Below are 13730 nucleotides of genomic sequence, written 5' to 3' on the forward strand. Positions count from 1 at the left end.
AACCCAAAGATACAAATAACTAATGATAGTGATGAAATTAGTTAAGTATAAGAGTTCAATCGCCTTGGGGATACTCGTCCCAAAGCGTTGTAGTCTGCCGCAAGCTCCGAAAATCGCCATTCCCCAAAATCAAGTGATCCAGCAGGGGAATCGACAAAAACTGCGCTCCCGCCAGCAACTGTCGCGTCAAAGCAATATCTTCCGGGCTTGGCTCCACAATCCCCGAGGGGTGATTGTGCGAGATAATCGCCCGCGTCGCCCCCTGGCGGATCACCTCGCGAAAAATATCCCGTGGGTGAGCCAAAGTTTCCGTTGCTGTGCCGATCGTAATTACCTGAGTACCCAGCAGCCGATTTTTCACATCCAGCAGCACTACAGCAAAACGTTCCTGAGACTGCCACATCAAATCCTGACTCAGGGCGTCCGCCGCCGCTTGGGGAGAGTCAACCACAGCCATTTCCGGTGGCCGCGACTGAAACACCCGCTTCCCCAACTCCACGGCAGCCAAAATCGAAGTCGCCTTAGCAGGGCCAATCCCGTGAATCTGCGTCAACTCTTGAACGCTAATAGTGCGTAGCACAGCCAGAGGATCACGGTGGTGCAAACTCAACTGATTTAAAATATACTGTCCGAGCCCGACGGCGGAAAGTTTGCCTTGTCCCTGACCAGTACCCAGGAGAATCGCAATCAATTCTGCAGTCGCCAAACTTTTCGGGCCACCCGCCATCAACCGTTCCCGTGGCCGTTCACTCGTTGGCAAATCGACAATTCTCAAGCTGTAAGTCATAGCTGCACCCGCACCGCAAGCTCAACAATTAAACAATTTTAGCCGATCGATTTGCGTTCTTCAATTCGTACAATCACCGAAAAAAGCCTTGATCATTAACCGAGGCTGTTGGCAGAGCAAATCTAACCTAGCGTTTCGCAAGCGATCGAGTCTCGATCTCGATCGAGCTTAAACGGATCGCCCGGATATGCCTCTAACACTCGCTGCGCTTCGGCTTGACTCGCAAAGTCAGAACAGTTGCAATCCGAGTTAACGCAACTCGGAAAATCGGCACTTTTAACCTTCGGTTTAGAAGACTCATCAATAACTTTCTTGGTATCTTCCTTTGGCGGCTTTGCATCAATAGCAATCTCTGCGGTTCCCTCAACAGATTGGACTGAAGATGGCAATTTGCGATCGGGCCCTGGTTTGGCAAGTGCAGGTACCTTCGCAGAAATTGCAGGTTTCGGTGTTGGTGTCGGCGTTTTCACAGTCTCCGGCTTGGGTGTCGGCGCTGCCGAAAGCGGTGACGGCTTAGCGGTTTGAGATGATACTAGCGGATCGGTTGGGGTCGGAAGTGCCACTGAAACTTCCTGAGACGGAGGGGGTGCGGTGACGCCAGCAAGCACAAACGAAGCCGCCATCAACCCGCCGTATATCGCGATCGATCGCTTGGGGGTTGGTGCGCCCACCCATTTCGGATTAACAATACCCAGAAAGAAGGCAGGGATAGACAAGAGAAAGCTTAAGACGAAAAAATTAAACATAGCGATTTCTAGCAGTAAAAAAGAGAAGTCATCCAGGACGCAGAAACCGGGTTTCTTTTACCAAAATCCGAGGTGAAGCACGAAGGATATCTGTTTAAACAACCTGAGTTCTTTAATCCCTGTGCGTAAGTCCTGAGAAGTTAACTTGCTTATTTATCCGCCGGCCAACTCACAAATCCCTATGATTTACGAAGTAAACTAGAACGTTGGACACCCGACCCTAGTGCCACCGGGTTTCTGAGTGTATTTGTCCTTACTAAACCCACGATTTTTTCCTACAGTTCGCGATCGCACTCCGACGCCTATAAACCGGGGTTTTTAATTGCAGTAAATGAGTAGAACCAAGTATTTTTCTTAAAAAACTACGTTTCTGGCCCCAACCGGCCGTAAGTCCTGGTAAAATTTCTTGTAATGCTGCCAACAAAGTGAAATGCATACCCAGCCACCTTCAGCGCAAAGGTGCGCTTACCCCAAATTCTGGCCATTCAGTTGAAGCCAGCAGCCCCGATGAAACTGGTTGTGGCGCCTTAGGTGCTGTAACCCCAAGCAAAACGAACGAAACTGCCATCAACCCGCCGTACAAGGCACTTGATCGCTTACGAGTTCCCAGCCCCACCCATTGAGGATTTAGCAGACCCAGACAAAAAGCCGGTGTGGAAAACATGAAAGTTAATACAAACAAGCTGGACATCACGCACCTCCAACTAGCGAATTGCAGCGATTAATTACTTTTATCTCCAATTAATAGCTCACAAATCCGCTTAAAAAAGTGGTAATTTAGGATTTATAACTTGAGAATTATTCATGTTTATCAAACAATAATAATTTTTTTAAAATCTCTTACTTTAGGTAGTTGTTTAAAAAATAATAGCTTTCTAGAAAGGTCAAAAATTTAGCTTAAAATAGAAACTAAATTCCTTACTCAAAATATGAAAGTCCGCTTTAATGTAGTGCGCCAAAATCAAAACGAGGCTCCTCGGGTTCACACTTACACCCTAGATGTGGAAGAGAGCAATACCATCCTAGACTGCCTCAACAGTATTAAGTGGGAACACGACGGCACTTTAGCTTTTCGCAAAAATTGTCGCAATACAATTTGCGGCAGTTGTTCTATGCGAATTAACGGTCGCTCAGCATTAGCTTGCAAAGAAAATGTAGCCAGCGAACTGGCAAGACTGCAAAAAATAGCTGATTCCAGCTCAGCAGAAAGGCCTACCGATTTCATCCCAGAAATCACCGTCGCCCCAATGGGAAATATGCCGGTTATTAAAGATTTGGTGGTTGACATGACCAGTTTTTGGGACAACCTAGAAGCAGTTGAACCCTATGTCAGCACCGCCTCGCGAGCAATTCCAGAACGCGAATTTCTGCAAACTCCAGAAGAGCGATCGAAACTCGACCAAACCGGCAACTGCATCCTCTGTGGTGCGTGCTATTCTGAGTGCAACGCCCGCGAAGTCAACCCGGAATTTGTCGGCCCCCACGCCCTCGCCAAAGCTTACCGCACGATCGCCGACTCCCGCGACAGCGAAACCGAAAATCGGCTCGAAAAATACAACGAAGGCACCGCAGGCGTCTGGGGATGCACCCGCTGTTACTACTGCAACTCGGTTTGCCCGATGGAAGTGGCGCCGATGGATCAAATTGGTAAGATTAAACAAGAGATTCTCGATCGCAAAGACGACCAAGCCAGTCGATCGATCCGCCACCGCAAAGTTTTAATCGATCTCGTCAAAGAAGGTGGCTGGATAGACGAGCGCAAGTTTGGCATCGAAGTAGTAGGAAACTACTTCCGGGACGTTAAAGGTTTGCTGAGTCTGGGCCCGTTGGGTTTGAGAATGATCGCTCGCGGCAAGTTCCCGCTGTTTTTTGAGCCTTCTGAAGGTACCGAAACCGTGCGAAATCTGATCGAATCCGTTCAAAGTTTAGAAAAGTCAGGAGATTAGCCATGGGCTGTCATTTTCCTGGTAAATTACAAGTTGTGCGATCGCAAAGCTTCCCACAAGTAATTACTCAAAACTCAAAACTCAAAACTTTTAAATGACTGCTAAAACTCCTCCCTCCCCAAAACCCACAACCCCAAATACCCCAAAACCAGAACCAGCCTTTGGGTGGAATGCCTATGCAGAACAAATCAACGGCAGATTTGCGATGGTGGGATTCGTGGGACTTTTGCTGCTAGAATTCTTCACCCGCCAGGATTTTTTTACCTGGCTGGGTTTTCGTTAAATTAATCTAAATTCAGAAGGGAAGTGGAAAATTTATCGCTCTTTCACCTTTCCTTCTACTTTTAAAAGTTATTTAAAATACAGTTTATCAAATTAAAAATGCACAATTATGACTTTTCTAGTTTCAGATAACACATAAATTTACCAAAGTCGATCGCACTACAAGTAAGTGCGATCGTCCTTGAATTATAGGGACAGGGCAATGCCGTGCCGTGACTCCCAAGTTTAGTTCAAACTAATTTCCAGTTATTTCGCGGACGGTCAAACTGTACTTGCCTCTACCTTTTGGAGGCGGCTCGTAAGCATTGACAATGACGCGATAGCGACCATTCGCAGACAAGGTAACAGTAAGCTCTGAATTGGAATTTTGCTGCGTTGCATCATCATTTTCTCCAACTATCTCGCCCTGGGAGTTGAAAATAGCGAGATAAGTATCAAACTCGGTACTTTCTACGGTAACAACCACTTTCTGGCCCTGAGTCCCTTCAAAGGTATACTCGTCGTATAAACTGCTGTCCGAGGGCAGTACAGAAGACTTAGCAGGGGTGAGTTCTCCGTTTTGCTCTAAAATGACCTTAGATGAACCCGCATCAGGACTCGGCGGAGGTTCTACAGTTGGTCTCTGAGTTGGCGAACTCTGTGGTGATGGCGACGGGTTGGGGCTTGCTTGAGCTAAAACCGCCTTGTCGGCAGGCTTTGCATCAGTTAAATTTTGAGCAAATTCTGCTGAAAGGAGGGTGGAACTACTGTTAGCAACTCCACCTAAATTTGAAACTGGCAGGGAGAGAATCGGCTTACCAGAAAAAGTAGCTAGTAGAGCAATTGGCGCGATCGCCCAAAATCTAACTTGACGCATGAATTACCTCGGTTTGCAACGAAGAAGGAAGTTCGGCAACGGATTTTGTAACGGATTTAACGGATGGAAGAAGGAAGTTCGGCACCGGATTCTGTAACGGATTTAATGGATGCACGGAAGTAGGAAGCAGAATAATTCGACCAATTACCAATTCCCGATTACCCATTACCTTTTTCCCCATTTTCACCGGACAGTTAGAGTGTAACGACCCCGGCCCGAAGCATCGTAAGCATTGACAATTACGCGATAGCGACCCGTAGCGGGCAAAGTAACGGTCAGAAACGCATTTTTAGTCGAATCGCTCCCATCGTCATTTTCTGCCACTAATCGGCCGTTAGGGCCAAAGATAGCCACATAGGGATCGAAATCTGTACTTTCGAGGGAAATGGCTACAGACTGACCCGATCGACCTTCAAAAGTATACTCGCGATACAGACTGTTGTCAGACGGCAATACTGGGCCGCCTGCGGCTAAAGCGCCTTCTTCTTGCAAAATCGCCCGAGAAGGCGCGGTAGGAGCACTCGCTTTCAGTTCTAACGTATAAGCCCCTGACTGCCTAGCTTGGTAGGAATTTGCCACTAACGTGTAAGTCCCGTCTGCTGGCAGCCTGACTGTAATTCTGGCGTCTTTACTGCCTGCCCCGTCATCGTCTTGCGCGATTTCGCGCTGGTTGGGCCCGAGCAAAATTAAATAAGGGTCAATTTCTTGACTTTTCATTTCTATGGTGATTTGCTGGCCCGCTTTTCCCTCAAAGGAGTAGAGGTCAAAAAAGCTGTTGTCGGTGGGCAGAACGCTAGACTTGTCGGTGAGGATGCCGCTGACGGCGGGCCCGTTTAACGGAACTTTTTGAGGTGATTTGTTGCCAAAGGGCGATCGGGCTTGAGCCACGCGGGGAGCTCGCCCTTCTCGTACCGCTGTCAGGAAAGCGGGTATTTTGTCTGCTGAAATTGCAAAACCGATACCGATACTGCCACCGCCCCGACCGCGAGTAAAAATAGAAGTATTAACGCCGATTAATTCTCCTGAACTGTTGAGCAAGGGCCCTCCAGAATTGCCGGGATTGATGGCGGCGTCGGTTTGAATTAAGCCCCGCTGCTGGTCGATGCGGCTGACGATTCCGACTGTAAAAGTACCTTGAAATTGACCGAATGGATTGCCGATCGCAAATGCTTGTTGCCCGACTTTCACCGAACCGGGACGGGCTAAAGGAATGGTGGGCAAATTGTTTTGACCGCGAATTTTCACCACGGCTAAGTCTAGACCTTCTTCGCCGAATCCGATGACATCGGCGACAAGTTTTCTGCCGTCTGACAAAATGATATTGACGGTACCGCCTGCCGAAACAACGTGGGCATTAGTTAACACCATGCCGTCGGGGCTGATAATTGTGCCGCTGCCGTTAGATTTATCTGTATCGACGGTAACAACCGCCGGACTAGCCTTTTCGTAGACTCGAATATTGGTTTGTTCTTCGACATTTTGGGCGATCGCACCCTGGGAATGCACCGAGTTAAATTCCGTTAAATCTGTTGATTGCCGCACAGGGGATGTCGTAACAACCGCAGTAGCGCTGGTTGCAACCCCAACCGTTAAAATTCCCGATACTGCTAAAGTTAGAAGTTTGAAATTCATGGCGATCGATTATTATTTAGCGATCGGTAGCTAGGAATTAGGTTTTGTGGCTAACCGCTAACTACCTTCTGTAATTATTTTAGGACTTGCACCAGGGTAGTGACCTTCCTCACGTCGGTTCTCCAATTTGGGAATCTGAATCAGCAGCTAAATACTTAAAATTAGCTTCTCGTACCGCAGCGTCCTCATTGCCGTAGAAAAAAGACAGCAAAGCAAAGCGCTGACCACTAATCACGGTAGTGGCTTCATGCAGCAAAGAACACGAAAAAATAATCGCCGTGCCAGAATCGCCTTTATAACCGTGCGGCGCGTACTCTGGAAACCGTAAAAATCCCCCCGTGTACTCTCCCACATTCAAGTTTAGCGTCATCGCAAACCTGCGGTGCAGCGTAGCTTTGCTAGTGTTGTCGCGGTGCGACCGAAAATAACCGCCGCTGTCAGCATCGTAACAACCTATCAAATACCGTTCAAACCTAGTGATTGTAAACTGAAAAGCTTTCTCTACTTCCGGCCGCACCCGGCGTAGAATAATCGCATTCAATTGTTGCTGGAAATCCTCGTCTTGAATAAAGAAATCTCGGCGCTTCTTAAAAGTGTCGTCGTGCAAGCCAACAGTTTTCCCGCCTATTTGCCTCATAAAGCCCGAGGGACTGCCACCATTAGCTTTGTACATATCGATCAAACTGCGGCAAGAGGCTTTGTCTAAAACGTTAGGAATTACCAACACCGGGGCGTGGCGAGTGGCTGCTCGGGCTTCCTCAATAGGGGGCAAAGTTTTGAGAAAATCTAATACTTGTTGGGCGTGTTGGTGCGGTTCGCCCATCGGCAAAATATTAATTACCTGAAGGTTTTCGTTGAGTACAAAAGTTTGGGGTGCATAGTGAACTCCGGCAAATCCATTTTCTTCGACATCTCGGAAAACACCGTACTGCTGACTGACTGTTTTATGCAAGTCCCAGAAAAAGAGGAATGACGGAGCAATTGTTGTCGGTCTGTTTTGTTCTTTGTCTGCTGGGTCAACGCTCACTCCGAACCGGGCTACTTTCAACCTTTGGAATTCTTCTGAAAGCTCTTGAAAGCTTTTGAGGATAACTTGGATTTGTTGAAAAGCTGCGCTGGCAAAGAAAAACAGCACGACTCGTCGGCCGGCAACCGTTGAGAAATAAAATAAGGGGTTATTTGTAGAAGTAATGGAAAACCAGGGAGCCGGATCTCCTATTTCGAGTAATGGCATCTTGCTGATTTAATAAGTGGTATTTTATATTAAGATTATTATACTGTCGATTAGTTCCACAGGTTCCGTAGGTCAAAATAATTTTAAAAAAAATTAGCTCTTGTTTTTGTATATCTGTGTTGGTATGGGGTTTCACACTCACAATTTACAGGCTTTTTAATCACTTTAATATCTCAGAATAAGTAGATGGGGCTCAATAAACGCAACTTATTTTTTTGCCTGCGGGCACGAGAAAAGTTTAGTTTCACCCATCTACTTAGTGTTTGCCTATTTGTCGAAACTGGGGGAATTATCCGGTTGGTCTTCCGGGTATTCTACAGGTCGATACTCCACGTAGTCTGACGGCGGTGCTTCCACGTCGCGGTTGCTGGGGCGAGACCTGGATGATTCCGTAGGACGGGTTTTTTTGGTTCTCGGCGGCGTATCGGAACTGCGGTTTTCCGAAGCAGGGGGGCGACCGCTGCGGCTGCGGGTCGGTCTTTCTTCGGGGTTGTCTGAAACGTCCCAGTTGTCAGACTCTTGGGCAGGGGGGGCTTCTGGGCGAGAGGGACGTTTGCGCGACGCTCGCTCGGGCGACTCAGGCCTGGAGGTGTTAACGCTGCCGTTGCGATTCGAGGGGCGGCGGCGGGGTTCGTCGTCGTAGGCTTCCCGAGAGGAACGGTAGTCTTGGCTGCCTCTGATCCGGGGACGCTGCGGATAGTCTTCCTCTGGTTCTAGCTGTTCCATTTCGCCATCGTAGCCCTCGTAACCGTAGGCGTTGCTGACCGGTCGCTCTTCATCTACGTATTGGGCGCGAGTTTTGGCTTGGGCTGTGGTCGCTCCTCGCAGTTTAATGCTTTCTGCTGCAAAAAATATGGCGGAACCAGCGAGCAGAAATTGACCGAATGCCAGAATTGGGTCAAGCCGCCATCCTTGAAATAACAGAATACCGCCGCACAGCAAGCCGACTGCTGCAAAAAAAATATCGTGGTCTCGGGCTAGTTTGGGACGCCACGATCGCAGAAAATACAGTCCTGCCCCTGCTACTGCTAGGATAATCCCTAACAGGCTGCTCCAGTTCAATCCTAAATTGACCATTAGCCTATCTCCTATGTCTTTCCTATGTTAGCGAGTTAGATTTTACATCTATCATTAAGTCTGTCAGCCCGACTGTGCTTTCTGGGGCAGCGTCCGGTCAGGGTTTCAGCTTGGGAAGTGAGTATAATAATGAGTTTAACGGGAAAAAACCTCAGCTTGGCAGTCAACTGAAGGTTTTGCCTTGACAGTTGCTGGCAGCCGAGGTTTATCGGATCGGGGAAATGCCCGACTTGTAGCCCACAATTGACTTGCAGCGCCGGACATAGAAACCCGCTGACTTTAGGTGCGCTTGATTTTGTCTTTTTGGCTGATGAAGATCAGGCCGATCGTTGCTGGAAGCACTACAACCACCACGCCCACCAAGAGGCTGTACAAAAAGTTCGCGAGAGAAGGAGTCATAGATTCAAAGCCTTTGTTACAACAATTTGATTTTTATTAATTTTATACTTTCGATCGCACCTGTGAAACGGTTAAAATTATGAACAGCAGACTTAACAAAACTTAAAATTTCGAGATAAGACCCATGACTGGTATTACCGTTGCAAGTTGGATTCTGGGCTCTGTCCTAGTCGTGATGACTTTGCTGTTTATTTTTCGCATCGTCCTGACTTGGTATCCCGAGGTGAACCTGAGCAAATTGCCGTTGAGTCTGATTGCTTGGCCGACGGAACCTTTTTTAGCTGTAACTAGAAAGATTGTACCGCCGATCGGCGGGGTGGACATTACGCCGATTATTTGGGTGGGTATCTGTAGCTTGCTGCGAGAAATGATTCTCGGTCAGCAAGGGCTGTTGACCATGATGATGTAGAAGTTGGCGGTTGACTGTTGACAGTTGACAGAAAGCAGGCTGGGTACAAACCCCCGGATTGATCCGTGGGGTTGCTTTCTTCAATTCTTCAATCCAAAATCCCAAACCCAAAACCGATTGACTAATGACTGTTTTGGTTCAAGAACTGTTCGACGAAATTAGTGTAAACTTCGCCGCTGAGAAACTCGGGGGAATCGAGAATTTTTTGGTGGAAGCTGAGGGTTGTAGGAACGCCAGTGATGGCGCATTCCCGCAATGCCCGTTTCATCCTGCGGATGGCTGTCGGTCGATCGCGCCCCCATACAATTACTTTACCGATTAAAGAATCGTAGTAAGCGGGTATTTCGTAATCGGTGTAAACGTGAGAGTCCATCCGCACGCCGGGGCCACCGGGAGGCAAATAACCGCTGATTCTGCCGGGGTGGGGTCGGAAGTTGCGATCGGGATCTTCGGCATTGATGCGGCACTCGATGGCGTGGCCGTTGAGAATTACTTGGTTTTGCTTGATTTGCAGTTTTTCTCCTTGGGCGATGCGAATTTGTTCGGCTATCAAGTCGAGACCTGTAATCATCTCCGTGACGGGATGTTCTACTTGGATGCGAGTGTTCATTTCCATGAAGTAGAACTTGCCCGATTTGTCAAGCAAAAATTCGACAGTGCCCGCACCCGTGTAGTTGATGGATTTGGCGGCGGCAATGGCGGCGTGACCCATTTGATCTCGCAGTTTCTGACTGAGGGCTGGGCTGGGGGCTTCTTCCAGCAGTTTCTGGTGTCGCCGCTGAATCGAACAATCTCTCTCGCCGAGGTGGATGACGTTACCGTAGTTGTCGGCGAGGATTTGGATTTCGATGTGGCGGGGTCTTTCGATGAATTTTTCGAGGTAAAGCCCGGGATTGCCGAAGGCTGCATCGGCTTCGCCTTGGGCTGCTGAGAATAGTTTGGGGAGTTCCGATGCTTCTTTGACTAGCCTCATGCCGCGGCCACCACCGCCTGCGGTGGCTTTGATCATCACAGGATAGCCGATGTCGCGGGCGATCGACAAAGCTTCGTGTTCGTCCGCCAGCAATCCGTCGCTACCGGGAACTGTGGGGACTTTCACCCGCTGCATAGTTTCTTTGGCGGTGGATTTGTCGCCCATCGCCCGCATCGCGGCAGCAGAAGGGCCGATGAAGGTAATTTGATGGTCGGCGCAGATTTCCGCAAATCGGGCATTTTCCGAGAGGAAGCCGTAGCCCGGGTGAATGGCTGCGGCGTTGCGCGTCAGGGCGGCCGCGATGATGTTGGGGATATTTAAATAGCTTTTGCTGCTGGTGGGGGGGCCGATGCAAACGGCTTCGTCTGCCAACTGGACGTGCAAGGCGTGTTTATCTACGGTGGAGTGAACGGCGACCGTGGCAATCCCCATTTCCTCGCAGGTGCGCAGTATGCGGAGAGCTATTTCTCCCCGATTAGCGATTAAAATTTTCGAGAACCCCATCTTCGCTGCTTAATTCACTCAATATTCTGTACAATAATGCCTTTCGGTATGTTCTGGATAATCGTTTTCCAGAAATTGTTCACAAAAATTTATTTTACATTTTGCTGGTAGTGGTGCTATGATTTTAAATCGGCGGTCTAAAAGGGCAAGTCACAAGTTAAATGTCAGGAACCTCAACCTGTGAATCTTTAACTCGTAACGCAAAAATCCCAGAGAGTGCTAGAAAGAGCGGATGTGGCGGAATTGGTATACGCGCACGCTTGAGGTGCGTGTGGCATTATGTCCTTGCGAGTTCGAGTCTCGCCATCCGCATTGAATATATAAAACAACTGTTGACAGTTTTTGCTGTTGGCAGTTGTTTTATATTGACTGGTTTTTCTAGAAAGTCGATCGAGTTTTAGATCGGATTCTCGAAAACTCGATCGAACTAAGCATTCTTTAACTGTCGATCGACAATTGTGTTTGAATTGGAACGCTGGTTTCGTTGACGCACAGCCCATTTACAAAAACAATTGTATGTGGGAGTGCGGGCATTAAGCGACGCAGTGCATTCAAGTAAGCTTCGGCATCAGGGCGACGAGTAAAACGGGCGACTGTTAACTGCTGACAGTTCGGGAGTTGGCGAATTATACACCAAGGTTTAAGTCGATCGCGATAAGTGAGTTCTTTTGGTATCATAGGAAAATCCTTTCCACGAAAGTGGATGGTTAGAGAGGCGATTGCCCTTGATTTATCAGGTCTGAGGGCGATCGTCTTTGTGATTACAAATATTAAACGATATATACTTATCGTTTGTCAAGTAGAATGGGGTTAGTTAGGTTCCGAATCCGAGAGTTGGCTGACGAAAAAGGATGGACGCTAAAGGATGTGGCCGATCGATCGGAGGTTCCGTACAGCACAGTCAGGCACTATGCTCGATCGGAAGGACTAGCAACGGTTGATATCACATCAATTCAAAAAATAGCTCGCACCCTCGATGTTTTGATTGAAGAGTTAATGGAAGTTGTCAAAGAATAGTCGCTCGATCGGATAATTAAGAGCGAGGTTGATTTTCGGAACTAGGTAAACTTGTGCGATCGTCCGATCGTTTGAACAGTTTACGCGCTGTCAGCAAAGCGATCGCTCCCAAGCCTCCACCGCAGATGCAACTAACTATAATGGCACTAAAGAAAGGATGAAGCGGCAGGGGATGCTGGAAAGAAGGTGATGCCCAAGGTTTGTCTACAGCTAAGGTGTAGCTGCTGGAAACAACCCCCGCAACGCCTATACCTACACCGACAACGGCTATGGTGATTTGTAAATTGCGATCGCGATCTTTTTCTTTTTTGTCATACTCTACCTGTTGTTTTTGAGCATCAACTTCCACAATGCCCCGGATTGTTTCAATCATCTGTTGAAACAATTGCCGTCCTACGGTAAGATAACTCATATTGACTTTAATCTGTTCCTGAAATTTCGGGCAACTCCGGTCAACAAATTCTTGTATAAAATCTAAGTTATCCATTTCTTGGACGCTGAAATCGCCAAGTGTTTTGAGCCAATGACTATAGTTTTTAGCATTCGTTTCAATTGCAATCTGGTGAAGTTCTATATCTCGCAAATACCGCGCATAATTCAATCCGATTTTAGGGAGTTCTGTCAGCCAGCCTTCTAGTTGTTCCAGACGTTGCTCTCTATCTGATTTCAAACGGCTAAATTCTTCTACTTTTTCCTCTAATTGACTGTACAGTTTTCTCGCTTCCTCGTTGCAAAGATACGCTTGGTGATAAACATAAAGAATTTTACTGCGGCAGCATAACAAATTGAGCAGCGGACGGTAATAATTGCCTAATTCTTCTATCTCGGAAGTTTTTTCATCAGTATCTAACCAGACTAGGATATGACACTTTAAGCTCGGATCTTCTTGACTGTTGTCAAATTCAAAAATGGGACTACCTAGCAGTTTACCGTCACCGATTAAATAGGGTTTTGGCTGTTTAAGCTCTGAATTTTGAAACAAAGCGTCTACACAAGCTACTGCTAAATCTTGATGATTGCCAGCAAAATCAACAGGTTTAGCAAATAATACTAGGGTTTGTCCCAGTGACGCTTGGATTTCGCAAGGTAGCAGACAACCTTGAAAGTTTAGGTTGCTCAGTTGGTTGATTTCTACTGTAGAATTCGGGGAACGTAGCGTGAAGTCAAGTGCGTAAGTGTCGTGGAGTTGCAGCGGGTAAATTTCGCCTGTTAGGGGCAGTTGATCCGGTTGGCTAACAGTTGTAAATGACACAAATTTATCGCCATCTGACTCGTAAAGTTCAAGATAGTCAACCTGTTGGCTATTTTGGCTGTTTCTATTGCTCAGATTTTCCGGTAAAAAATCGAGCTGCGGATTTGTTTGCAGCAGGTGTCCCAAAGCAACGCATTTCTGCCATAAATGCTCGGCTTTGTCTACAAGTTGTTTATCGCCTTTAGCAAGGTTGTTGCACAAATGAAAGGCAAACAGCGTTAGTTTGGGGTTGGCAAGTTTGCCTATCAATTCAGGATTGTTCATCACCTATAGCCTGAGTGCTATTTTGACTGGTTGGGGAAACTTTCTTGGATGGCATTTAATAGCGTTTCTCTGGAGACTTTGGGAGGTGGAGGCGGTGGAGGAGCTATCGGTTTGGTTGTTCCCGGAAGGCGAGCCTTATCAAGATCATCGTGCAGCTTTATCAAAGCCTCTAGTATTTGAGGGCGACTTTCACAAGCGCACCAATTTGAGACACCATCAGATATTTTCTCGATGTCATCTGAAAAAGTAGCCGCTAGCTGGTGTAATTCAGCCTCGTATTTAGAAAATAATAGAGGTTCGGTAGTAATCAACTGTTGAAATGCTCTAATGTTGTCTTCTGCAAATGACATTT

The 13730-nt window shown here is 47.4% G+C and carries 16 protein-coding genes and 1 tRNA gene; 5 read left to right on the forward strand and 12 right to left on the reverse strand.

From position 1 onward, the window contains the following. Window positions 1–55 precede the first annotated feature (55 nt). The 3 genes from D0A34_18845 to D0A34_18855 form a co-directional block, all read right to left on the reverse strand. Window positions 56–787: a JAB domain-containing protein gene (locus tag D0A34_18845; protein ID UNU20662.1), complete on the reverse strand. Its 732-nt coding sequence runs from the start codon at window positions 785–787 to the stop codon at window positions 56–58. A gap of 122 nt (window positions 788–909) precedes the next feature. After that, a complete protein-coding gene (locus D0A34_18850) occupies window positions 910–1410 on the reverse strand; it encodes a hypothetical protein (protein UNU22369.1) in 501 nt (166 codons plus the stop codon). 571 nt (window positions 1411–1981) lie between these two features. After that, a complete protein-coding gene (locus D0A34_18855; GenBank protein UNU20663.1) occupies window positions 1982–2224 on the reverse strand; it encodes a hypothetical protein in 243 nt (80 codons plus the stop codon). 238 nt (window positions 2225–2462) lie between these two features. Here D0A34_18855 and D0A34_18860 point away from each other — a divergent pair, with 238 nt between their 5' ends. Together D0A34_18860 and D0A34_18865 are read left to right on the forward strand one after the other, a co-directional pair. Next, on the forward strand, window positions 2463–3479 hold the full coding sequence (locus D0A34_18860; GenBank protein ID UNU20664.1) for a succinate dehydrogenase/fumarate reductase iron-sulfur subunit: 1017 nt from the start codon (window positions 2463–2465) through the stop codon (window positions 3477–3479). Between the two features lie 94 nt (window positions 3480–3573). Continuing rightward, complete coding sequence (locus tag D0A34_18865) at window positions 3574–3762, forward strand: high light inducible protein (GenBank protein UNU20665.1); 189 nt, start codon at window positions 3574–3576, stop codon at window positions 3760–3762. Window positions 3763–3996: 234 nt separating this feature from the next. Here D0A34_18865 and D0A34_18870 read toward each other — a convergent pair whose 3' ends face one another. The 5 genes from D0A34_18870 to D0A34_18890 form a co-directional block, all read right to left on the reverse strand. Continuing rightward, window positions 3997–4617: a peptidase gene (locus D0A34_18870; GenBank protein ID UNU20666.1), complete on the reverse strand. Its 621-nt coding sequence runs from the start codon at window positions 4615–4617 to the stop codon at window positions 3997–3999. 183 nt (window positions 4618–4800) lie between these two features. Then, entirely contained in the window at window positions 4801–6249 is a 1449-nt protein-coding gene (locus D0A34_18875) for a serine protease (GenBank protein UNU20667.1), read from the reverse strand. 109 nt (window positions 6250–6358) lie between these two features. Then, window positions 6359–7483, reverse strand: a complete 1125-nt coding sequence (locus D0A34_18880; protein UNU20668.1) for a bacteriocin transporter — start codon at window positions 7481–7483, stop codon at window positions 6359–6361. Between the two features lie 267 nt (window positions 7484–7750). Next, window positions 7751–8560 (reverse strand): hypothetical protein, encoded by an 810-nt coding sequence (locus D0A34_18885; protein ID UNU20669.1) that lies wholly within the window; start codon window positions 8558–8560, stop codon window positions 7751–7753. 279 nt (window positions 8561–8839) lie between these two features. Further along, window positions 8840–8959: a Photosystem II reaction center X protein gene (locus D0A34_18890; protein UNU20670.1), complete on the reverse strand. Its 120-nt coding sequence runs from the start codon at window positions 8957–8959 to the stop codon at window positions 8840–8842. A gap of 124 nt (window positions 8960–9083) precedes the next feature. On the opposite strand from D0A34_18890, the gene D0A34_18895 reads away from it, so the two are divergent. Then, window positions 9084–9368 carry a YggT family protein gene (locus D0A34_18895; protein UNU20671.1) on the forward strand — a complete coding sequence of 95 codons (285 nt, stop codon included), beginning with the start codon at window positions 9084–9086 and terminating at the stop codon, window positions 9366–9368. Window positions 9369–9489: 121 nt separating this feature from the next. Here the strand turns inward: D0A34_18895 and accC are convergent, their stop codons facing one another. Next, complete coding sequence (gene accC / locus D0A34_18900) at window positions 9490–10845, reverse strand: acetyl-CoA carboxylase biotin carboxylase subunit (protein ID UNU20672.1); 1356 nt, start codon at window positions 10843–10845, stop codon at window positions 9490–9492. A 228-nt stretch (window positions 10846–11073) separates the two neighbouring features. Here accC and D0A34_18905 point away from each other — a divergent pair. Further along, window positions 11074–11157: transfer RNA gene (locus D0A34_18905), tRNA-Leu, on the forward strand. Between the two features lie 126 nt (window positions 11158–11283). Here the strand turns inward: D0A34_18905 and D0A34_18910 are convergent. Further along, entirely contained in the window at window positions 11284–11523 is a 240-nt protein-coding gene (locus tag D0A34_18910) for a hypothetical protein (GenBank protein ID UNU20673.1), read from the reverse strand. A gap of 126 nt (window positions 11524–11649) precedes the next feature. Between D0A34_18910 and D0A34_18915 the strand changes: the two genes are divergently transcribed. After that, complete coding sequence (locus D0A34_18915; GenBank protein ID UNU20674.1) at window positions 11650–11862, forward strand: XRE family transcriptional regulator; 213 nt, start codon at window positions 11650–11652, stop codon at window positions 11860–11862. 16 nt (window positions 11863–11878) lie between these two features. Here D0A34_18915 and D0A34_18920 read toward each other — a convergent pair whose 3' ends face one another. Next, window positions 11879–13378: a hypothetical protein gene (locus tag D0A34_18920; protein UNU20675.1), complete on the reverse strand. Its 1500-nt coding sequence runs from the start codon at window positions 13376–13378 to the stop codon at window positions 11879–11881. A 17-nt stretch (window positions 13379–13395) separates the two neighbouring features. Continuing rightward, a complete protein-coding gene (locus D0A34_18925) occupies window positions 13396–13728 on the reverse strand; it encodes a hypothetical protein (GenBank protein UNU20676.1) in 333 nt (110 codons plus the stop codon). Window positions 13729–13730 lie beyond the last annotated feature (2 nt).

This window comes from Microcoleus vaginatus PCC 9802, assembly GCA_022701275.1.
In the GTDB taxonomy this organism is placed as follows: domain Bacteria; phylum Cyanobacteriota; class Cyanobacteriia; order Cyanobacteriales; family Microcoleaceae; genus Microcoleus; species Microcoleus vaginatus_A.